A 22,962-nucleotide genomic window follows, 5' to 3' on the forward strand; every position below is an offset into this window, starting at 1 on the left:
AGGAATTATGAAAACATCATATATACCAAATCATATTGAGCAACTTACTGTAATGAACGCACCTAAATTTTACAAACTTGAAGACAATGATACATTCATTGTCCATTCGAAAGAAGAAACAGATTTTTGGCTGAAAACCCATTATGGTTTTGAAGTAATGAATGGCCATGTATTTTATGATGAGATAATGACAGATTTTCAGGCTGAGGTTCAATTGCGCATGAATCCAAATGCGACATACGATCAAGCGGGTTTATTTGTTATGATTTCTGAGAAGTGTTGGTTAAAAACATCTTTAGAATATATTCCTGAGGGCCCATCACATTTAGGTGCTGTCGTAACGAATAATGGCTATTCTGATTGGTCAACGCAAGACTATCCAAATGAGTTTGCTAAGCAACAATTACGTTTTCGAATTATTCGAAAACTTGGCGATTATACAATATATGTGAAAACGAGTCAGCGATGGGAACAAATAAGAATCGCTCATTTGATGGAGGACATAGGTAATGAGCCTGTTAAAATTGGTTTTTATACGTGTAGTCCTTCTGAAAATAATGGATTCGAGACCGAGGTTTTCGATTTTAAAATTGAACAAATATAGATGGGAAAACCGCATTCTTACTAAATGAGAATGCGGTTTTTATTAAGTTAAAGAGTATTCACATCAACTGGCAGTGAAAATGCCTGGTAGATTAAAGTTCCATTTTATTGACTAAAAATGATTTAAAACTTATCATTTAATAATGTTAAATATTAATTTGCCTAATATAATAGGACTAATGGAGAAATTACAGACTATATTGCTCAAATAAGGAGGACTATAAATTATTCGATGGTAATTTCATGAAAAAAGGAGATTGTGTATGAAATCATTTCGCAAGTTGTTACAGTATTTAAAACCATACATGTTCTTCGCTATTATTGGACCGCTATTTATGGTACTTGAGGTTGCGATGGACTTAATTCAACCGACAATAATGCAACATATTATTGATGTTGGAATTGCAAACCGGGATTTGAATTATGTAATAAAAATGGGGCTTCTTATGATAGGAGCAGCAGCAATCGGTTTAATTGGAGGACTTGGTTGTATGATGTATTCTACAAAAGCTGCTGTTAATTTCGCTACAGATATACGAAAAGATGTGTTTGCGAAAATAGAAACATTTTCTAACAAAAATCGTGATTCATTTGGAACAGGTAAATTATTAACAATCGTGACAAATGATATTACATCTATTCAATCGGCAATGACGATGACGTTACGTGTACTTGTCCGTGGACCGTTATTATTTATTGGAAGTATCATTATAGTCTTTGTAACAGCGAGAGACCTATTTCCAATTTTACTTGTTGTGGTACCCGTATTATTAGTTGCAATTGTATTGATTGCAGGTCAATCGAGCGGTTCATTTAAGCGAGTACAAGAAGCATTAGATAAAGTAAACACAAAGCTACAAGAAAATTTATCCGGTGTACGTGTTATAAAAGCATATGTAAGACAAAAATATGAAATCTCACAGTTTGAGAAAGTAAATAAAAATTTAACTGGAATAAATATTCGTGCTATACAAATTATTTCATTGATGATGCCAATTATTATGCTAGTTGTAAATGGCGGGATTGTAGCAACTTTATGGATTGGTGGCGAAAAAGTTTTTAACGGTACACTCCAAGTAGGGGCCATTTTAGCTTTCATTAATTATTTAAATATCATTTTAATGTCACTTATGTCTATTAGTATGGTATTTATTCAAATTGCCCGTGCTTTTCCATCAGCTGATCGTGTACAACAAGTCTTACATACTGAAGTTGACATTACAACTGAAGGCGACGTATATGAACCAAAGCAAGTGGATGGTAATGTAGAGTTTAAAAATGTTAGTTATAGTTATAGTTATACGAAAAATAATGAATATGTTTTAAAAGATATTTCCTTTACTGTACGTAAAGGTGAAAAAATAGGGATTATTGGATCTACTGGAAGTGGTAAATCTACATTAGCGAAACTATTGCCGCGACTTTACGATGTTGATCAAGGTGAAATATATATAGACGATGTCAATGTGAAAGCGTACGATTTGCAAAAACTTCGTGCTTCAATTGGCTTCGTTCCACAAAAGGCACTTCTCTTTTCAGGCAGTATAGAAGAGAATTTACGTTATGGAAAAGAAGATGCCACTTATGATGAATTGGAATTAGCGTCTTCATCTGCTTGTGCGACTGAGTTTATCAATAAGCTGGAAGACTCTTATCAATATAACTTAACACAAGGTGCAACCAATCTATCTGGTGGTCAAAAACAACGTATATCTATTGCAAGAGCCCTAGTGAGAAAGCCATCTATTCTTGTATTAGACGATTCTACATCGGCAGTTGATGCGAAGTCAGAAGCTGTAATACAGGAAGCGTTAAGGACAAGATATAGTGGCACAACGACATTTTTAATTGCATCAAAAATATCTTCTATTATAGATGCTGATAAAATCCTCGTTTTGAATAACGGTGAATTAGTTGGAAATGGTACGCATGAGGATTTATTGGCAACTTGTGAAGTGTATCAGGAAATTTATCTTTCCCAAGGTGGTAGCCTGCAGCAAGAAGGAGGGGAAGAGCGTGCGTAATTTTCAAGGACAATTTGGAAATAAAGGTGGACGTAACAATCCGAAAACGGGAAAAACTAAGAATACTAAAGGAACTATAATGCGAGTATGGAACTATATGGGGTATCAAAAAGCATCTCTTATGTTCGTTATTATTCTTGTATTTATCACGACATTACTAGGTTTACTTGGACCATATTATATGGGGGTCATCATTGATGAATACATTGTACCGAAGGATTTAAGCGGGACAGCCAGAATGTGCATGCTACTCATTGCGATATATGGGATAACCGTATTATTAACATGGTTACAAACATTTGTAATGATTAATGTTGCATTAAAGACTATACAAAAAATACGACAAGATATTTTTGAAAAAATCCAAACACTTTCTCTACGATTCTTTGATGTACGTTCTCAAGGTGATTTAATGAGCCGTGTGACAAATGATATTGATAACTTAAATCAAGCTTTGACACAAAGTGTTGTGCAAATCATTTCATCAGCGTTAACGTTTATAGGTGTAACAATTGCGATGTTTTCATTAGATTGGATTTTAGCGATTGTAACTTTAATTACAGTACCTATTATGTTTTTCGTTACGAAAAAACTAGTTGCTTATAGTGGGAAAAACTTTGCGAAGCGTCAAAAGGATTTAGGAGAATTAAATGGATTTATTGAGGAAGCTATTACAGGCGCAGACGTAACTACGTTATACGGAAAAGAAAAAGAAACCGTACATAACTTTAATGAAATTAACGAACAGCTAAGAATTTCAGCAACGAAGGCTGAAACGTTTTCAGCATTTATTTTTCCAAGTATGAACTTTATTAATAACTTAGGAATGGGGCTTGTAATTGGAACTGGATCGGTAATGGTATTAAACGGAATGACAACAGTAGGTGTCATTGCAGCTTTTATTAATTATTCTCGACAATTTTCAAGACCACTTAGTCAATTTGCAACTTTAATGAATACGATTCAAGCGGCAGTTGCTGGAGGAGAACGTGTCTTTGAAATTATGGATGAAGTACCAGAAATTCAAAATAAAAAAGATGCAGTACTTGTACAAAATTTACAAGGACATGTTAGGCTTGAGAAAGTTTCATTTGGATACGCACAGGACAACATGATTTTAAAAGATGTGAGTCTCGAGGCGAATCCTGGGGAGACAATCGCTTTAGTCGGTCCAACTGGATCAGGAAAAACAACAATTATTAATTTGTTAACTCGCTTTTATGACATTCAAAAAGGGCAAATTAGCATTGATGAAAAAGATATAAAGGATTATGATATTAATTCTTTGCGGAGTAAAATAGGGGTTGTTTTACAGGATACGTATTTATTTGCAGGAACGATTATGGAAAATATTCGATATGGACGTTTAGATGCAAGTGATGAAGAAGTAGTTGCAGCAGCAAAAGCAGCATCAGCACATTCTTTTATAAAACATCTACCGAATCAATATGAAACGGAAATTGCTTCAGAAGGTTCGAATTTAAGTCAAGGACAAAAACAACTCCTTGCGATTGCACGAGCGATTTTAGCAGATGCAGATATATTAATTCTCGACGAAGCAACATCTAATATTGATACGAGAACAGAATTACAAATTCAATCTGGATTAAATAATTTAATGAGAGGGCGAACAAGTTTTGTAATCGCTCATCGGCTGAAAACGATTGAAAAAGCAGATCAAATACTTGTAATTAAAGATGGTAGTATTTTTGAAAGAGGAAATCACGAATCTCTTATGGAAGAGAAAGGATTCTACTTTGATTTGTATACAAGTCAGTTTAAAATTTAACAAAAATATTGATGTAATGCGGTTTCTCGTGATAAGAGAAACCGCATTTTTTGTATTTGCAAACATTGCTATCCGAATAGTCTCTCACTAAATGTTTTAACAGCATCCTTTTGTATTAATGGGAAAATGTAAAAGGAGAGATTTCTTTTTCGGTTATTCTAGCAATCATAATCATTGTCGTATTCATTGCAACATTCATCGCAAGGGATGTTCTGATCATTGCAGCAAATACAAAACGTTTTATTGATAAATATATCGATAAAATCAAAGGAATCGGAATTATTTGTGAGGGTAAGTTCTTGGAAATCTTCTACTTGAAAAATCCTTGTTTCATTAGGAACTATCGTAGCGATAATTGGTGTGTTAGAAATCCTTGTTCGAATAGTTACTTCAATGGGACCGGAATCGTTAGGAACAGATATTTGAAGTAATGTTTTGTTGTGATTAATAGTAAGATCTTCAAAAACCACTCTTGAAGAGTTAGGGGGTACGATAATATCTAGAGGTACATTTCCAGTTGAGGAAGTTCCCGAACCGGCTATGGTATGAGTCTCAATAAAACAGTTACTCTTTTGGTTAAGAGAATGTGATTGTTCTGCATAGTAATCATTTTGGTCATCACAGCAGATGCAAAACGTTTTTTGAATAAAAATACCAATATCGCTACTTGTATTGGTATTATTTGTGACAGTGAGGCTTTCAAAATTTTCTACTTGAAAAATCCTTGTTTCACCTGTAGCTATTGTAGCAATAATTGGTCTACGAGCATTTCTTGTACGAATAGTTATTACAATCGGTGCAGAGGTGCCAGGAACATGAAACTGAAGTAATGTTTTGTTGTGATTATTAGTAGAATCTTCGAAAACTATTCTTGAAGTGTTAGCTGGTACGACAATATCTAGAGGTATATTTGAACCGGCAATCGTATGCGTTTCAATGAAACAGTTCTCTTTTTTGTGGTGAGAATAAGAATAGTTTTTATAGTATTTTTTTCCATGTTTATAAAAATAGTCAGCCATTCTTTAATCTCCTATCTTTTATTTGTCTATATATAGTATTTAATAAAAGTAAGAAATGTTTGTACAAGGTAGAAAAAAGTTCTATTTAGGAAAATAAGAGAAAAAATTTAGAAGTATGTTCTGTAGAATTTGTTTCAGTCAACCCAAATATAAGAAATGTATAGCTAACCTTTTTACGATATTAATAGTTAGGAAAGCATAGATTGGGAAATACAGTTTGATATTCTGGGATTAACCGAAGATCAGTAGTTAAGGTCACATAGTGCGTATAGTTTTTTTCTAATTTTTCAAGTGTTGTTAAATGATGAGAACCTAAACCACGCTGTACACTATGTTTAGAAAGAGTGGGTCCAATTTGTAATTTTCTTTTTTTCATAGCCTTGTTCCATGGACTATAAAAAAATTTAAAACGAAAGCAGGCTGCATGTAAATGCTATGTGGATAATGTGAGCCATGTCTGCCGACTCTGTAGTCACCATGAAAAATATTGTGAATTAATCTACCGTTGAGATAAAGCAGATTGGGACTGGGGTGGATTAAAATACCGTGATAACGTTCATCGATCATCTTTATAACTCTAATGGAAAACCTGTTCCCTCCATTAGAGTTAAGTGAAGAATTGTTCTTTATTAAAACACCAAAGAAACTCTGTCGTATTTAATACCATTTTCCATCCAGTAACTTCTTTTTCAATTTCCATAACTTCTTGATCAACTAGATAGGCATCAAATTCTACTACTTTTGAATTGCGAATTTCCCAATGAGGTGCAAATAACTTACATATTTCCACTGAACGGTCAGTAGATCCTCGGTTAATTAGAATACCGTGATCAAATAGTTTTGTATGATGCATTAACCACCATGGAAGTAAATATTCTTCATTGTAAAAATGAGAACTTAAAGTAGTCTTAATGAAAACCTCCTCCTTATATAACAAACTTCTTATTTAGTACGATAAGGTGGGAATCTTATCGCTAGAAGGTTCCTACCTTAAAACTAGAAAAATAAAGATGATAGGTGTAAGGATAATTATTTATTTCGGATTGACTGTTAAATTAAGAATTGGGATGGTTATGGAGTTAGTTGATAACAATTGAAATAGCGCTAAAAATTAATAAAACTGCCATAATAATGTTAAAGAATTGGTTATGTTTTAATAAAAGTTTTTGGAACATTGAACCGAATAGGCTCCAACTAAATGTACTCATTAAACCGACTACTCCTAAAAATAATGAAAAAAGAAGGTAACTAGAATATGAATTGTAGTAAGGGAGAATAAAAGTAGAAACTACAGTCAGTCCGAATAATATCCCTTTAGGGTTAACAAACTGAAGAAAAATCCCCACTGTAAATAAGTTTTTATTATCTTTTTCATCGGGATCTGTACTGCCTTTACTAATGAGTATTTTAATAGCTAGATATAGCATGTATGCTACTCCTAAAATTTTTAAAGGTAATTCGATTTTGGGTAAAATATTAATTAGTACGATATTAAAGAAACTACATAAAGAAGTGAGGAGGAAAAAACCGAAAGCTACTCCAAAGCAAAATTGCATGCTCCTTTTCAAACCAAGTTGATTTGCGTATGTCATAGCTAAAAAATTGTTAGGACCGGGTGTGAAGCTACTAATAAAAACAAATAATAAAAAAGAAAATAAAGGCATTTCAAAACCCCCTAAGTATTTTTCGTGTGTTATAATGACCGAAAAGAACAATATAACGTGTGCTTTTTATTATACATAACGGTCGTTATGTTGTATATAGTATAGGAGTGTTTTTTTATGGAAGAAATTCAACTTATTTTGGCGAAAAATATAAAAGCAATACGTGAGAAAGAAAAATTAAGTTTAGAAAAGGTTTCCCAATTAACGGGTGTGAGTAAAACGATGATTGGACAAATTGAAAGAGGAGATTCAAGCCCGACACTAACAACGATATGGAAAATTGCGAATGGTTTAAAAGTGTCTTTTACGTCTTTAATTAATAATCCACAGCCTGATACGAAAGTGGTTTTACGAAACGATGTTCAAATATTATCAGAAGACAATGGGAGATATAAAGTGTATCCTTCTTTTCCTTTTCAAGATGATAGGAACTTTGAAATCTATACGGTTGAAATTGAAAAGGAAGGAAAATTAAGTTCGGAAGGCCATAAAGAAGGGACCGAAGAATTTATAACGGTGTTTGAGGGAGAATTGACAATTGAAATAAATGATTGTCAATATACATTAAATAGCGGAGATTCAATTCGCTTTAAGGCGGATAGACCGCACTCTTATCATAATTCCGGACGAACGCTAACTCGGTTAAGTATGACCATTTATTATCCAGCTTCATAAACTTGCTATTTTATTTAGAATATAAAGAGATATGTTTTGATAAAACCATCTATAAGAGATGGTTTTATTTATTACAATTTACAAAAAAAAGACACTCATTTGAGTGTCAACACAGTACTTCTCTCGCGTATAGGATTGGAGAATGTTTCTCAAATACATATTGAGATGATTAGTAAAGGAGAAACTGTCTTCATAAATAACTTAACATTGATAGCGTATAGAGTAAATTGATAATGTTTATCCGGAATATTTAGTATAGATAGTTTCTACTATCTATATAGGGGAATGGCATTTAAAGCTAAGAAGAAAAAATGAATCATTTATTAATCAACTCGTATAATTGTTAGAGAGGCGCCAGTTGATCCACCACCGACTAAATTGACAATTGATAAGAGACCGAATAATTGAAGAGAAATAGTATTACCTGCATTTAATATTGTAATTAAATTATTATTATAACTTGAAGTAGATAAGGCAGGAGATAGAATTGAGCTCAGAAGCGATGTAGATCCGTTTAAAAGTAGTCTTGAACCCGCAAGAAGTGCAGTTGTAGTATTAATTTGATAAGAAAGATAATAACGTCCCGTTACAGGCACTGTAAATAAATTATTCGCACTATTGACTGCAAAGCTATCAAGGCTTTGATTGTTTGAAAGTAGTATGTTAGTACCACCCTAGTACAACTGAAACTGTTCCATCCACTGTATTATTTGCAAATATAGAATTTGTTGTAACGTTTATGTTCCGGTATTACTCATGGGTCCAGTACTACCAGTAGGACCAGTTAGTCTATAAGGAAGGATAATTGTACGTCATTATTTTGGGGATGTTCTCTATCTTTATTTTTAATTAAAATCATCTCATTTTTATGATAAAGGAGATACTTTTCATATATTCTATTAATAATATTTTTTATAGTAACGGCATGCTGTTTAAAATACATTCATTTTTAGTAAGTTACATTAAATTTGATTTTGTACAAAGATTTTAATCGAGAGATTAATAGTGTTTTTTTAGAAAATTCTTTTAACATTTCGGAACATCTAACATTTAATAAATACTATAGAAGGGAGATGCAAATTTGAATCGATATGACAAATTACCAATGTCTAAGGAAGTTATGGATTCTAAAAATATCGGTCCTACATTTCCACCTCTTCCGTCTATTAATTTTCCAACCGGAGCAACCGGAGAAACCGGAGAAACCGGAGAAACCGGAGAAACCGGAGCAACAGGGGCAACTGGAGAAACCGGAGAAACAGGAGCAACAGGAATAACCGGAGCAACAGGGGCAACCGGAGAAACAGGGGCAACCGGAGAAACAGGAGAAACAGGAGAAACCGGAGAAACCGGAGAAACAGGGGCAACCGGAGAAACCGGAGAAACAGGAGCAACAGGAATAACCGGAGCAACAGGGGCAACCGGAGCAACCGGAGCAACAGGAATAACAGGAGAAACCGGAGCAACCGGAGCAACAGGAATAACAGGAGCAACAGGGGCAACCGGAGAAACAGGGGCAACCGGAGAAACCGGAGAAACAGGAGAAACAGGAGTAACCGGAGTAACGGGAGAAACAGGAGAAACAGGAGCAACAGGAATAACGGGAGAAACCGGAGAAACCGGAGTAACAGGAATAACGGGAGAAATCGGAGAAACAGGAGCAACAGGAGCAACAGGAATAACGGGAGAAACAGGAGCAACAGGAGAAACCGGAGAAACAGGGGCAACCGGAGCAACCGGAATAACAGGAGAGACGGGAGTAACAGGAATAACAGGAGAAACAGGGGCAGCAGGAGCAACAGGAATAACAGGAATAACAGGAGTAACAGGAGTAACCGGCCCAACAGGAGCAACAGGAATAACCGGCCCAACGGGAATACCGGGAACAATCCCAACAACAAACCTATTATATTTTACTTTTTCAGATGGGGAAAAACTTATATATACTAATGCAGATGGTATAGCACAATACGGTACAACACAAATCTTATCACCAAGTGAAGTTTCTTATATTAATCTATTTATAAATGGAATTCTTCAACCACAACCTTTTTATGAAGTTACAGCTGGTCAGTTAACTTTATTAGATGCTGAACCACCCTCACAAGGATCTTCAATTATCCTACAATTTATTATTATCAATTAAAAAGGACAGATTTCCTATAAAGAGAAATCTGTCCTTTTTGTTCTGAATTTGGTTAGTTAAAATTAAGTGACGATAAATTCAATTGTAATTGGAATTCCACCGTCTAATACATCTCCGCCAGGAATTGTAATAGCACCAGTAGGACCTGTGGTCACACTGGAGTTCACGCTAGGTTGAATTACGCCGTTTACATAGAGGTTGTAATACGTAAAAGTCGGAAAGGCAGTTGCAGTAGTACCGGCATCGTTTAAACAAGCTGTTGCAGCAATTGCAAAAGCTGCACCTGTTCCTGTTCCAGCTCCTAGTGTAGATGTAAATCTTCTAGAAGCGATAAATGGTTGAATAATTGGCAATTAAATTTCACTCCTTTAATTATTTTTTGAACGAAGTATAGAATAACTTGTCCACTATATTGTATGAAAGTTTTTTATAATAGAAACGGCTTCATGATTATAGAAGGAACACAATATTAGTAAAGGTATCATTTAATTATTTGAAAGAATGATGTTGTTACTTGTGGAATATATGCTAATGATTTATTTATGTTTTAATTTTTAAATGAAAATGTGCTTTTGGACCTAATAGATAAACGTGGAAAAATAAAATAAACTCTTAAGTTTAGGTGTTTAATCTAAGCAGTCAATTATTAAAAACATATAATTAATATGTGAGTCATGAACATAATTAAATTACGTTTTCAAGTTTGATTATAATTCATGTTTCCTATTTTAAGAGAAACATATAACTCAACTACTTTTTACAATCGCATCTTTTATAGTTCTTAGAATAGGAAAACACTCAACTATAAGAAAAGTAAGGAGGAAATAAATGTCACAAAATAATTGTTTTGGTCATAATAACTGCAATCCGATTGTTTTTTCAGCAGATTGTTGTAAAAATCCACAGTCAGTTCCTATTACTAGCCAACAATTAAGTCAATTAATAACTTTACTAAATTCATTAATATCAGCTATTGCAGCATTTTTTGCAAATCCAAGTAATGCAAACAGATTAGCGTTACTCGATTTATTTAATCAATTTTTAATTTTCTTAAATTCCTTATTACCTTCCCCAGAAGTTAATTTTTTGAAACAATTAACTCAAAGTATTATAGTTTTATTACAATCTCCAGCACCTAATTTAGGACAATTGTCAACATTATTGCAACAATTTTATAGCGCTCTTGCACAATTCTTCTTCGCTCTAGATCTTATCCCTATATCCTGCAACTCAAATATCGATCCTGCAACTTTACAAGTTCTTTTTGGTTTATTAATTCAATTAATCAATGCTACTCCAGGGGCGACAGGTCCAACAGGTCCAACAGGTCCAACAGGTCCAACAGGAGCAACAGGAGGCGGAGCAACAGGAGCAACAGGAGCAACAGGAGCGACAGGAGCGACAGGAGCAACAGGAGCAACAGGAGGCGGAGCGACAGGAGCGACAGGAGCGACAGGAGCAACAGGAGCGACAGGAGCGACAGGAGCAACAGGAGCAACAGGAGCAACAGGAGCAACAGGAGCAACAGGAGCAACAGGAGCAACAGGAGCAACAGGAGCGACAGGAGCGACAGGAGCAACAGGAGCGACAGGAGCAACAGGAGCAACTGGTGGCGGAGCTATTATTCCGTTTGCTTCAGGTACAACACCATCTGCGTTAGTTAACGCGTTAATAGCTAATACAGGAACTCTTCTTGGATTTGGATTTAGTCAGCCTGGCATAGCTTTAACGGGTGGAACAAGTATCACATTAGCGTTAGGGATAGGTTCTTATGCATTTGTAGCACCACGTGCAGGGACTATTACGTCATTAGCAGGTTTCTTTAGTGCAACAGCTGCATTAGCTCCATTATCACCTGTTCAAGTGCAGATACAAATATTAACTGCACCAGCAGCAAGTAATACGTTTACAGTACAGGGCGCGCCTTTATTATTAGCACCAGCATTTGCTGTAATAGCGATTGGTGCTACAGCATCAGGTATCATACCTGAAGCAATTCCGGTAGCCGCTGGGGATAAAGTATTATTATATGTTTCATTAACAGCTGCTAGTCCAATAGCTGCAGTTGCTGGATTTGTAAGTGCAGGTATTAATATCGTCTAACTTGTTACAATGTTTGTTTGAAATTTAAACAGGCATTTGTATATAGCCCCACCTAATTTTATTAGGTGGGGCTATATTTTTTGTGGGAAATTAGAAATAAATCAATTGAAAAGTTACTCTTTGTTAAGTTGGTATATAAGAAAAATCAAAATTTATGATTTACACTTTATTGTTTATGGAATAAGTTATATGGTTTGAAAAATTACATATAAACAAAAAAGATGAATTCTATTAAAAACAGAATTCATCCATTAAATAAACTATATACTAGTGGGTTAAATTGTTAATCATGAGCGGTGAAATGTCATTGCTCAAATTAGTAATAAACTATTTATTTTTATTACAGTTACATCCTTTTTTCTTTACATAGCCTTGCTCGGCTAAATCTCTTTGTGACTGGGAATCGGAAGATTGAGAGTTCGAAGATTGAGAGGATGCTGAAGAGCTACTATTTTTATTATTAGAGTAGTTTTTTCGATAGTTATAATTACTCATAGTACTATCACCTCCAATTAAATATATAAATATTATATGTATGTACTCTATTAATTGTTACGATAAAAAATCTCCTCGATATTTTCCGAGGAGATAAATGGTGGTTCTATTAAAATGATACTAATTAATACCCCCAGTATAGAGGGAAGTAATAAGAATCTTGGTAATATAGATTTTGTTGTTGAGTAGGGGGCTGAGTTGACTGATTTATCATGTCGCGGTTTTGATTACAGTTTCCGGGAGGACCAATTACCGTAGTGGATTGAATTGGGGATACGGCTTGTTTCCATTGTTGTTCATTGAGGCAATAAGTATGAGCCATCATATTAGCGGGAGTTAATCTTAAAATATCAGAACCAAAAACAACTTCTGGGGTTGGGGCGTCGAATATAGCTAATAAATGAGTATTATCTGCTGAAGCAATTTCATAATGCCACCACGCTTGTGGAATGTTGGCAACTTGCCCTGGTTTTATCGGTAAGTTTAATATTTGATTCGTAAATGGATTAAGTAAAGAAACAACAGCAGATCCTGAAATACAGTAAACAAGTTCAGCTGCATTTTGATGAATATGTGGTTCTACAACGTTGCCTGTACTTAAATAAATATCTAATAAAGAAGTATTTTCTAAAGTGTTTAATTGTTTTATGCCAAGTACATTTATATAATTTTGGGCATCTTTCTTAAAAAAATTACTTTTACTTAAATCATGAGTGAAATTAGTTGAGGGGGAAGTGTAGTCGATATTAGAAGTCAATTGTATTACCCGCCTTTCTATAGGTAAGTATGGATACAACTTTAGGATATGTGCCTAGTGTTAGTTATGTGCATTTGTCTGTATCATAATAAATTCACCTGTTTTATAAAGAATATAGGTTGTGCTTCTTATTTCTCATAATGTAAATACGGATAAAAATTAGAGCGAACTAATGAAAGTCGGAATTATTGATGTTAGGTTAGGAGTAAAAATATTGAAATTTATTTCGTATATTTTAATGGTTACGTTATATGAAAAGACCAATGCCTTATAGAAAGGAATTGGCCTTTTATTTAAGATAGTTTTTGATGAATCATTAATTGTGCTTTAGCAGTATTGGCGTAATTTAGCCATTCTATTGCCAAGTTTTGTTTTGAATCAAAATGGATTTCAATTACGTCTAAATGAGATATCTTTGTTTTAAGTGGAACAGGCATCCCATTTACTTTTACTTTTTTCATGCTATGTGCAATTTTTGGAAATGCAGAGAAAGAAAAATCAATGATTGTAGCACCATCAGGTAAATAAACTGGTTGTAAATCTGTAGTATAAGCTGTAATAGTATTTTCAAATAGTTCATACGATACTAAACTACGGAAAGTGATTGGATCTGTAGTTAATAAATTGTTATTCACAATTGTATCATCCATTATTTTATAAGATATTGCTTGAATATTTGCAGTTCTATCATTCAATAAAGAAAAAATACCGTTATCTTTCAACGTTTTTGCTATTTGTGTTTGAATGATAATTGTTTGTTCAGCATCATTCATATTGACTTTAGTTTTTAAGTTGTTATTAAAATGGCTATTTTCAAGTGCTATATTATCCTCGAAATAGTTTATAGTTGGTTTATATAATTGATGTATTATTCCAAGAATTTTATAGCAATCTAGTACACTTGTAGTTGTAATACAAATTTGTGAAATACCTGATACATTTTGTATTTCTTGTAATTGTGAGTATGCAGTATATACTGGGGGGAACGCATAGTTTATTTCAAATGAAAGGTTTGTATTAGAAAAAGAATGTATCCCTTTTCTTAAATGAGTTATATTTTTTTGAAGGTGTGGCACATATTCGGTTAAAAATTTATGTACTTCAGTATATCTTTCTTTATGTAGATATTGAAAAGCAAGATTTTCTAATTCATGCTGGATTGTATATAACCCTAATCGCTTTGCAAGTGGCGCAAATAGTGTTAATGTTTCATTCGCATAAGCTACTTGTTTTGCGGGTTTTTTAACACTCAATGTTTTTATATTGTGAAGGCGATCTATAACCTTAATAATGCCAACACGTATATCTTGTTGAGAGGATACTAGTAATTTTTTGAAATTAATTGCTTCGTATAATACTTTGTTTTGATCTTGAAGTTTTTTTCCTTTTGTTAATCCATTTACAATATATTGAATAGTCGCACCAAAATGTGATTCAATTTCTTCTAGAGAGTATTCGGTATCTTCTACAACATCGTGTAATAAAGCAGCAATCAATGTTGTAATGTCAGCTTTATAATTTAGCAGTATTTCTGTAATCGCGAAAGGGTGAATAATATATGGTTCTCCAGTTTGACGGTATTGTCCATCATGTGCTTGCTCTGCAAAATGTATAGCTTTTTTCAAAAGCTTTAATTCATCAGATCGTAGATAATTTGCCTTTTGTAATAATACCTTGCTCATATATATCCATCCCTTAAATTTATTTTTAATAATAATTCTATATAATAGAATAAATACCCTTTGAAATTGTTTTAAGTGTGTAAAAAAAATAAAGATATTGAGATTAAACTATATTCGTATATCCATTCATACTTTGGATTGATGGAAAAAAGTAATGAACGTGTTAATTTAATATTACATCAATCATTAAAAAGGGGTGAAGGTTCATGTCATTTAGTGAAATGATTAGAAATGAAGTACTTGGCTGGGCAGGTGTTTCTGAAAAGCCGCATCGATTTGGTGGTATTGAAATAAATTATGGTAAGAAAGAACTTGGTCATTTGCATGGCGATAAGTTAGTTGATTTACCATTTCCAAAGGTAAAGCGGGATGAATTAGTGAGCCAAGGATTGGTGAAACCACATCACGTATTACCTGAATCAGGATGGATAAGTTATTATATAAAGAGTGAAGATGATATTCCATTTGCAATTGAGTTATTTCGTATGCAATATGACAGAATAAAAAAATAATGAAATAAAATAGATAAGTAAAAATATATTTTCATGTCAAATCCCTCCTTAATCGTTCGTCTCGTATGTAGAACGGATAAGGAGGGATTTTATTATGAAACATTTTGATGTAGCAATTGTTGGTGGTGGGCTTGCTGGATTAACAGCATCTATATATTTAGCGAAAGCTGGAAGGAAAGTTATTGTATTAGAAAAGTCCAGTCACTTCGGTGGTCGAGGGATGACTATAAATAAAAACGGCATTTGTATGAATCTTGGTGCACATGCTTTATATAGAGGTGGAGAAGCGTTTATAACTTTTAATGAGCTAGGAGTAAATCTTCCAGGTGGAATCCCATCTACAAAAGCACATGGAATATGGAAAGGGGATATTTATACCATTCCAACAGATTTTCGCTCTATTTTATCAACACCGTTACTTTCATGGTCTGCAAAAGTACAGTTCGCTCGTCTTATGATTCATTTAGGAAACTTAGATGTAGAAAAAGTTCCGAAAATAAGCCTAACTACATGGGCAGAAAATGAAATTAAAGATCCAATGGTTCGAAATATATTTTATGCATTATGCCGAACAACAACATATACGTATGCTCCTACAATACAATTAGCATCTTCCGTACTAAAGCAAATACAGCTTTCTATGAAAGAAGGAGTACTTTATGTAGATGGTGGTTGGGAGACGATAATAACAAATTTAAGAGGAATAGCGAATACTAGTGGTGTACAATTTCTGGCTAAAAAGCATGTTTTAAAAATAGAGCATTGTGAAGGAAAACAAAGAATACATTGTGTTGACGATGAAGTATTTGAAGCAGGGGCAGTTATTGTAACAACTCCACCGAAAGAGGCATGTAAAATTATAAAAGGTACAGAAGGAACAAGTTTGCAAAAATGGAGTGAACAATCTATACAAGTGACCGTGGCAGCGTTAGATATTGGTTTAAAACAATTACCGAATCCTTTGCATCATTTTGCATTGGGATTGGATCAACCTATATTTTTCACGAATCAATCGAGAGCAGCTAAATTAAGTGAAGATGGATCAATTGTAGTGAGTCTAATTAAATACCATAACCCTGTACTAGAACTGAATCATATTCAAGAAGAGAAAGAACAGTTAGAAAATATGATGGAATTGTTACATCCGAATTGGAAAAGAGAAGTTGTTGCACAGCAATATTTACCGAAAATTACGGTAGTACATGATTTTCCTCATATTGACCGTGTTGAAAAACCAGGCCCTAATATACCTGAAATGCCAGGTGTTTACGTTGCAGGAGATTGGGCTGGGCATGATGAAATATTAGCTGATGCTGCGGTAGCAAGCGGGAAACGTGCAGCGTTACACATTTTAAAGAAATTTGAAAGTGAGGCAGTTCATCATGGAAACGGAGCAGTTATATGAAGCGTATCAACCATTATTATTTTCGTTAGCATATAGAATCCTTGGGAGTGTTATGGATGCCGAAGATATCGTCCATGACGTATTTATATCGTTTAATAATATGGAGGACGTTCAATCTATAGAAAATATGAGAGCCTATTTATGTAAAATGGTAACAAATCGCTCAATTGACAAATTACGTTCGGCAGCACATAAACGTAACGTATATGTCGGAATGTGGTTGCCAGAGCCATTTGTGGAAGAGATTGATGATCCATCAGAGTCATTTGTAATGAAAGAATCAATTTCTACGGCATATTTATTACTTTTACAACAACTGACTGAGGTAGAGAGGGTTGTTTTCATATTAAGAGAGGTTTTTAGTTATGACTACGAAGAAATCGCTTCGATTGTAGAAAAGAGTAGTGTGAATTGCCGAAAAATCTTTCAACGTGCACGAAAAAGTATTTTAGATAAGCCGAAGCAGTCAACATTAAGTACGAAGAAGATAGCTGCTTACGTGGAGAAATTTGTATCATCATTGCAGTGTGGGGATACGCAAGGCATGTTAGAAGTTTTAAAAACAGATGCGATATTTAAAGCAGATGGTGGTGGTAAAGTTACAACTGCAATTAATCCGATTTATTCTGCAGATAAAATTATACGTTTGTTCTTTGGAATTGCAAAACGATTGCCAGAAAAGTATAGTGTTGATTTCAAAATAGTAAATGGTGCACCAGGCGTTATAGTTACAATAAATAATAAAGTGACGTATGTATTTTCATTCATATTTGAGGATGAGAAAATTTCAAACATTTATATGATGGTTAATCCAGAAAAACTTATGCACTTAAATGTAATAGTATAAAAAAGACGCATTTCTTTAGAAGTGCGTCTTTTTTTTTATTTTTCTAACATTTCAAGAGGTACATCTTTTTCGCCGGCTACCTCGAATTTAATTTCCCCGTCTTCTTCATAAATGCGTTTAATAATCGGTATAGTTATCATTAGTTGTTTATGCTGTTTACGTCTTCTAGCAGCATCTAAGTTAATCACGTTCATGTGTAAGCATCCTTTCTTACAGAAATATATAAACAAAAGAAAATGCGTCCGAAAAGGGCGCTTAGTTGAATTAGAAATACCGATTCATTTAAATGGGGTTTAGATTATCTTATAATTGAAAATTGATTGTAAAATAATGTGAATTAAATAATTGCACGTAGAAATTAACTTTACCAAAAAACGAAACAATATGCTATAAAAAATTTTAATTCTTTGTCGTATAACAGGAAAAAGGTGTGCATTTCGCATATAATGAAAAGTAGACGGGCATCATGTACTTTTTCATCATATTGCTTGGAAAGGCGATGGAGAAAATGAATACTCTAGATTCATTATTATTGCAACTTGAACAATATGGAGAAGAGCATGATCGACATAAAGAAAAAAGAGAAGAAAAATTAAGAAATATTTCTCGTGAAATGGGGCAGTTTTTATCAGTATTAGTAAAGGGCTGCAATGCAAAAAAAATTTTAGAAATTGGAACTTCAAATGGCTATTCTACATTGTGGCTAGCAAATGCGGTAGAAGAAACAAATGGAAATGTTATAACTGTAGAACTTTCTTCAGAACGGGTTGGAGAGGCACTTGGAAATTTTGAAAGGGCAAATCTTACACAGAGAATCGATATTCATAATCAAGAGGCTGGGGCATTTTTAGATTCGCAAGTAGATCGTTCATTTGATTTTATTTTCCTAGATTCAGAGCGCACGCAATACATGTGGTGGTGGGAACATATAAAACGTATTTTAGAGCCAAAAGGTTTTCTTGTAATTGATAATGCAACTTCTCATGCGGGGGAATTAGCTGGATTTATAAAGATGATTGAAGAAGACGTTACGTTTGAAACCGTGTTATTAGCTTTTCAAAAGGGAGCATTTGTTGCGCGGAAGAATAATTAGAAGTGGACCTAATATAATTATCACATTGAAAGATAGTATATGTCAAAAGATGGAGCATTGTATGAATTTAAGAAGGTAACTAAATGGAATTTCAAATTAATAGTCAGTGGTGATAAGTAAGGTAAGCTATGAAGAATCCGTCTTCAGTATGTTGTTCTCTAGGTCTTAAGTCTGAGGAAAATAATGACGAGAACAGGTATACTTATACTATGAAACAGGGAATGACTGCATAAGCAGGTATTTCTTGAAAAATCGATTTCAAGCAAGCAAAAATGTATATGAAATACGATATATTAGATGAAATATAGTGCACATAAATTCGCACATATAAATAAAGGAGCGATTTTGTTGACTGAACTCGAGAAAAAAGAACCTGTATCGATTGTGAAAGATAATAATGTAGAAGTAGTAGTGGATACAGTAATAAAAGATGCAGAACTTGAAGAACTGAATAAAGAAGCAGATCTTTATGTACAAAAGTTAAATAGCGAGCAAAATACAGATTTATCAAAAGTATTGTCGCAGCTTGGAGACTTAGGGGATAAAGAGCAGCAAGCGGCAGGACAAACGCTATCAGCTTTAAAACGTCCTGTGACAGCGATGATGAATGGAAAGAATGAAGAAATTCCAAATACATTGTTAGAATTACGAAAAGTGGTATCAGAACTTGATCCAAACTCATTAAAAGCAACTGGTATGAAGAAACTTATGTTTAAAGTGTTTAAGAAAAATCCGCTTGAAAATTACGTGCATAAATATCAATCTATAGATAAGCAAATCGAGGAGATTATAAGATCACTTCTCATTGGCCGTGATAACTTGCAAGAGGATACGGTTGGTCTTGAAATGTTAAAAGAGCAATCACACGATAAAATTCACGCTCTTGATAAACAAGTATACTTAGGAAGAAAACTTGCTGGTATGCTTGAAGCTGAGAAACAAAATCCAGAACGTCAAAGGGATATTCCGTTAATAAATGATGCATTAGAAAAGATACTTGTGCGTACTCGTAATATGCAACAGGCAAAAAGTGTATTATTACAATCTATCGCATCTGTAGACATCATTAAGAAAAATAATGAAAAGCTATCAGAGGCAATTCGTAATGCAATTACGATGACGCAAAACGTTATAACGGTTTCAGCTGCAATTCAGCTCGCATTAACAAATCAACGTAAAACAATTGATGCAGTTAATGCGACAAATGAAGCGATTGAATCAATGGTATTAAGCAATTCTCAAGCATTAAAACAAAATACAGAAGAAACAACAAAACTCCTTGAAAATCCTGCAATTAGCATGGATAAATTACGTGAATCATTCCAAAATGTATTTGCCGCTATTGAAGCATCTGAGAAATCGTCAGAACGTATTATTGAGTCTAGTAAGAAATTTGTAATTGAACTAGATACATTTAATGATGAGATGAAGCAGAAACTCATTCAGCGTCCAAGGAAATAACAGACTTTTAGAGGAGGTGAAAAAATGAGTTTCATTCAAGGAGTATTATTACTATTAGGATCATTACTTTTAATCGCATTTACTGTCGTTGTTTTAGTTGTATACTTCGGACGTAAACTTTATTTTTCATGGACGAAACCATATAAGAGAGCACAAGATTCCATTGAGAAATTATCAAACAAATCGACACCGTTTTTACAAGAGTTTACGCAACATCCACTCTTTTATCGCTGGATTCGTACGGAAGGAAAGAAAGAACAACATACATTGAATACTCTTTTCTGTACATCAGGTCAACGTACGAGAGAACAAGTATTTTCAATGTTACCGAAAGAAAAACAGAAAAAAGTGCATGTAATGGCAAAAACAACGAAAAAGCTTACAAATGAAGATATCGATGTGGCCGCGATGAAAGTGAAAGATTTCTTAAGACAAGAAACGCAGCAAACTGTAAAACCGACAGACTTATCGTTTTATAAATTGTATTTCTATGATCGATATCCAGATGCATTAAATACAATTCAAGCATATAAACGCTCGATTAATCCTTCACTACAAAGAACGGTTGATGACATTACAATTTCAGTATTAAATGCATTGCCGTACTATCAAGAACAACGCATGTTTGAACAACAACATAAACTTGAAACGTTCTTAATGAAAGATTTAACAGCGATGTTATCATTAGTGGTACAATTACCACCATCACAACGTCCTGAAAAAGAAGAAGAACTAAAAATATACTTGCAAAATTTCCAAAAAGAAATGGAAGTAGTAGAGCGTGATATTCGCGACTCCATTGATCATGATTTGAATGTGAAGATGAGAGCAGCGACTGAGAAGTTTAAGAATAAATAAAAAAGGCGCCTTAAAAGCTAAGTATTTCTCAGCTTTAAGGCGTTTTTTTTGAGATTTTATTTTGCCTTAACAGTAGTAAAGCTAGAAGGAATGCTTTCATTATGCAATCGATCAACTGCAGTTACCACATACGTATACGTTTCTCCAGAAATAGCCGTTTTATCTACGTAAATTTCTCCAAGTTTTGTTTTTCTTACAGTAGTAAGTAAATGTTTTGGGTTTTGTATATCCACTTCATTTTTTCCATTCACACGGTAAATGGCGTAATAAGAAGAGTCATTATCTCTATTGTCAATTATTCCTACGGCAATACCTTCATCTCTTGGAATGGCACCTTTTAAAGTAGGTTGTTTTGGCGGATCATGATCAAGCCAAGGCATAGGTGGAATTAATGCAGGGTGTTTATATATGTCTTTTGAGAGTCTATCTTTAATTCCAAGTGGATTGTTATTTATATCTTTTAAACTGAAATGCATACTACCTTTTATTTGTGGATATTGATGGTTTAAAGCGATTTGCTTTGGATATTCTTCTGGCTCAGACCAAGCAGGCACAGAGTTGTTATTTATTTTATAAGCCGCTTGACCGATGTATAGGTGAATCGGTTTGTTATTTGTTTCTTTTACCCACCAATCTACTAATATATCATATGCAGCAGGTGTGAAACCTATATTCCAATATATTTGAGGTGTAATGTAGTCAATGTACCCTTTTTGTATCCACTCACGTGTGTCAGCATAAAGGTCATCGTAGTTTCTTTGACCTGCGGTTGTATTAGAGCCAGTTGGATCGTCAGCTATATTTCGCCATACACCAAATGGACTAATGCCAAATTTCACGTATGATTTTTCTTGTTTTATAGCAATATTTAATCCTTTTACAAGCTCATTTACATTGTTACGTCGCCAATCTTCTATGTTTGAAAACTGACCATTATTATACGTTTTATATGTTTTTTGATCAGGAAATTCTTCGCCAACTACTTTATAAGGGTAAAAATAATCGTCCATATGAATTGCATCAACATCATAATTTTTTACGATTTCTAAAGCGCCTTCCGTTATAAAGTTTTTCACATCTGGAATACCAGGGTTGTAATATAGCTTCCCGCCGTAAGGTACAACCCAATCGGGATGTTGTCTTGCAGGGTGATTATTTGATAATCGATTTATATCAGTGTGATTCATCGTTATTCGGTATGGATTAATCCATGCGTGGAATTCTATATTTCTTTTATGTGCTTCTTCAATCATAAATGCGAGCGGATCGTATCCAGGGTCTTTTCCTTGTGTACCCGTAATGTATTCAGACCAAGGACCGTAATTTGAAGGATAGAAAGCATCAGCAGTCGGTTTAATTTGTACAACGACTGCATTCATACCAGTGTTTTTTACATCGTCTAATAGTCTTATAAATTCTTGTTTCTGCTTTTCAATAGGTAAGCCAGTTTTTGAAGGCCAATCAATATTGAGAACAGATGCTAGCCATACAGCGCGTAATTCATGTTTTTTGTAAGTAATATTTACTTCAGCATAAGTAGAGTGAGGGGAAATGAAAGAGAAAGGAGTAAACAATATGACGATACAGCACATCATTACTAAACGTTTCATAATCATTTATACGCCTCCCTATTATACGATTATTTAAAATAATATATGATGTTAGGTTGGCCCTGCAATTGAGAAAAATAAACATTGAAACATTAATTTAATAGGAAAAATATTTTTAGTGAAATTTACTTTCAGTATAACTAAATCGTTTCATTTCTTCATATGCTTGTTAGTAAAGTGAAACTTTCTTTCATTTGAAAGAAACAATTTATAAGTATA

19 protein-coding genes and 2 pseudogenes are annotated in these 22,962 nt (G+C 33.8%); 12 read left to right on the top strand and 9 right to left on the bottom strand.

Going from position 1 to position 22,962, the window contains the following annotated elements:
* The first annotated feature begins 7 nt into the window (after positions 1-7).
* The 3 genes from MKY90_RS12120 (at position 8) to MKY90_RS12130 (ending at position 4,416) form a co-directional block, all read left to right on the top strand.
* Positions 8-604 (top strand): DUF1349 domain-containing protein, encoded by a 597-nt coding sequence (locus tag MKY90_RS12120; protein WP_002127357.1) that lies wholly within the window; start codon positions 8-10, stop codon positions 602-604.
* 262 nt (positions 605-866) lie between these two features.
* Positions 867-2,627: an ABC transporter ATP-binding protein gene (locus MKY90_RS12125; RefSeq protein WP_341091439.1), complete on the top strand. Its 1,761-nt coding sequence runs from the start codon at positions 867-869 to the stop codon at positions 2,625-2,627.
* Positions 2,620-4,416 carry an ABC transporter ATP-binding protein gene (locus MKY90_RS12130; RefSeq protein ID WP_002085618.1) on the top strand — a complete coding sequence of 599 codons (1,797 nt, stop codon included), beginning with the start codon at positions 2,620-2,622 and terminating at the stop codon, positions 4,414-4,416. The genes MKY90_RS12125 and MKY90_RS12130 overlap by 8 nt, the downstream gene beginning before the upstream one ends.
* Positions 4,417-4,574: 158 nt before the next feature.
* On the opposite strand, the gene MKY90_RS12135 is transcribed toward MKY90_RS12130, so the two are convergent.
* From MKY90_RS12135 to MKY90_RS12145, 3 genes and pseudogenes are all read right to left on the bottom strand, one after another.
* Complete coding sequence (locus MKY90_RS12135) at positions 4,575-5,435, bottom strand: exosporium protein D (RefSeq protein ID WP_098168188.1); 861 nt, start codon at positions 5,433-5,435, stop codon at positions 4,575-4,577.
* Between the two features lie 181 nt (positions 5,436-5,616).
* Positions 5,617-6,372 (bottom strand): annotated as a pseudogene (locus tag MKY90_RS12140) (glycosyltransferase family 2 protein).
* 142 nt (positions 6,373-6,514) lie between these two features.
* Entirely contained in the window at positions 6,515-7,099 is a 585-nt protein-coding gene (locus MKY90_RS12145; protein WP_002141751.1) for a LysE family translocator, read from the bottom strand.
* 117 nt (positions 7,100-7,216) lie between these two features.
* Here MKY90_RS12145 and MKY90_RS12150 point away from each other — a divergent pair, with 117 nt between their 5' ends.
* The gene (locus tag MKY90_RS12150; protein ID WP_002141752.1) at positions 7,217-7,774 is read left to right on the top strand and encodes a helix-turn-helix domain-containing protein; all 558 of its coding nucleotides are present in this window, start codon (positions 7,217-7,219) and stop codon (positions 7,772-7,774) included.
* Positions 7,775-8,097: 323 nt separating this feature from the next.
* On the opposite strand, the pseudogene MKY90_RS12155 reads toward MKY90_RS12150, so the two are convergent.
* A pseudogene (locus tag MKY90_RS12155) lies at positions 8,098-8,532 on the bottom strand (BclA C-terminal domain-containing protein).
* Positions 8,533-8,855: 323 nt separating this feature from the next.
* Between MKY90_RS12155 and MKY90_RS12160 the strand changes: the two are divergent.
* Positions 8,856-9,920 carry a DUF4183 domain-containing protein gene (locus MKY90_RS12160; protein ID WP_341091444.1) on the top strand — a complete coding sequence of 355 codons (1,065 nt, stop codon included), beginning with the start codon at positions 8,856-8,858 and terminating at the stop codon, positions 9,918-9,920.
* A 62-nt stretch (positions 9,921-9,982) separates the two neighbouring features.
* Here MKY90_RS12160 and MKY90_RS12165 read toward each other — a convergent pair whose 3' ends face one another.
* On the bottom strand, positions 9,983-10,273 hold the full coding sequence (locus MKY90_RS12165) for a DUF4183 domain-containing protein (RefSeq protein WP_063219527.1): 291 nt from the start codon (positions 10,271-10,273) through the stop codon (positions 9,983-9,985).
* 475 nt (positions 10,274-10,748) lie between these two features.
* On the opposite strand from MKY90_RS12165, the gene MKY90_RS12170 reads away from it, so the two are divergent.
* Positions 10,749-12,023, top strand: a complete 1,275-nt coding sequence (locus tag MKY90_RS12170) for an exosporium glycoprotein BclB-related protein (RefSeq protein ID WP_341091446.1) — start codon at positions 10,749-10,751, stop codon at positions 12,021-12,023.
* 619 nt (positions 12,024-12,642) lie between these two features.
* Here MKY90_RS12170 and MKY90_RS12175 read toward each other — a convergent pair.
* A complete protein-coding gene (locus MKY90_RS12175; protein ID WP_063219359.1) occupies positions 12,643-13,275 on the bottom strand; it encodes a cupin domain-containing protein in 633 nt (210 codons plus the stop codon).
* A gap of 293 nt (positions 13,276-13,568) precedes the next feature.
* Positions 13,569-14,957: an HD domain-containing protein gene (locus tag MKY90_RS12180; protein ID WP_149190498.1), complete on the bottom strand. Its 1,389-nt coding sequence runs from the start codon at positions 14,955-14,957 to the stop codon at positions 13,569-13,571.
* Positions 14,958-15,163: 206 nt separating this feature from the next.
* Here MKY90_RS12180 and MKY90_RS12185 point away from each other — a divergent pair, with 206 nt between their 5' ends.
* The 3 genes from MKY90_RS12185 to MKY90_RS12195 all read left to right on the top strand — a co-directional run bounded on the left by MKY90_RS12185 (position 15,164) and on the right by MKY90_RS12195 (position 17,721).
* Positions 15,164-15,469 (top strand): luciferase domain-containing protein, encoded by a 306-nt coding sequence (locus tag MKY90_RS12185; protein ID WP_002085572.1) that lies wholly within the window; start codon positions 15,164-15,166, stop codon positions 15,467-15,469.
* Between the two features lie 94 nt (positions 15,470-15,563).
* Positions 15,564-16,874 (top strand): phytoene desaturase family protein, encoded by a 1,311-nt coding sequence (locus MKY90_RS12190; protein WP_061689417.1) that lies wholly within the window; start codon positions 15,564-15,566, stop codon positions 16,872-16,874.
* Entirely contained in the window at positions 16,852-17,721 is an 870-nt protein-coding gene (locus MKY90_RS12195) for a sigma-70 family RNA polymerase sigma factor (RefSeq protein WP_098168193.1), read from the top strand. Before MKY90_RS12190 ends, MKY90_RS12195 begins: the two co-directional genes overlap by 23 nt.
* 35 nt (positions 17,722-17,756) lie before the next feature.
* Here the strand turns inward: MKY90_RS12195 and MKY90_RS12200 are convergent, their stop codons facing one another.
* Positions 17,757-17,915: a hypothetical protein gene (locus MKY90_RS12200; protein ID WP_098168194.1), complete on the bottom strand. Its 159-nt coding sequence runs from the start codon at positions 17,913-17,915 to the stop codon at positions 17,757-17,759.
* Between the two features lie 305 nt (positions 17,916-18,220).
* Here MKY90_RS12200 and MKY90_RS12205 point away from each other — a divergent pair, with 305 nt between their 5' ends.
* The 3 genes from MKY90_RS12205 (at position 18,221) to MKY90_RS12215 (ending at position 21,133) form a co-directional block, all read left to right on the top strand.
* The gene (locus MKY90_RS12205; RefSeq protein ID WP_002085565.1) at positions 18,221-18,814 is read left to right on the top strand and encodes an O-methyltransferase; all 594 of its coding nucleotides are present in this window, start codon (positions 18,221-18,223) and stop codon (positions 18,812-18,814) included.
* 348 nt (positions 18,815-19,162) lie between these two features.
* Positions 19,163-20,275, top strand: coding sequence for a toxic anion resistance protein (locus MKY90_RS12210; RefSeq protein ID WP_002085564.1), 1,113 nt, complete (start codon positions 19,163-19,165; stop codon positions 20,273-20,275).
* Between the two features lie 24 nt (positions 20,276-20,299).
* Entirely contained in the window at positions 20,300-21,133 is an 834-nt protein-coding gene (locus tag MKY90_RS12215) for a DUF3974 domain-containing protein (RefSeq protein ID WP_002035109.1), read from the top strand.
* A gap of 56 nt (positions 21,134-21,189) precedes the next feature.
* Here MKY90_RS12215 and MKY90_RS12220 read toward each other — a convergent pair whose 3' ends face one another.
* Positions 21,190-22,749, bottom strand: a complete 1,560-nt coding sequence (locus tag MKY90_RS12220; RefSeq protein ID WP_098168195.1) for a glycoside hydrolase family 10 protein — start codon at positions 22,747-22,749, stop codon at positions 21,190-21,192.
* Between the last annotated feature and the right edge of the window lie 213 nt (positions 22,750-22,962).

The organism is Bacillus sp. FSL P2-0099 (assembly GCF_038007445.1).
Taxonomy (GTDB): Bacteria; Bacillota; Bacilli; order Bacillales; family Bacillaceae_G; genus Bacillus_A; species Bacillus_A mycoides.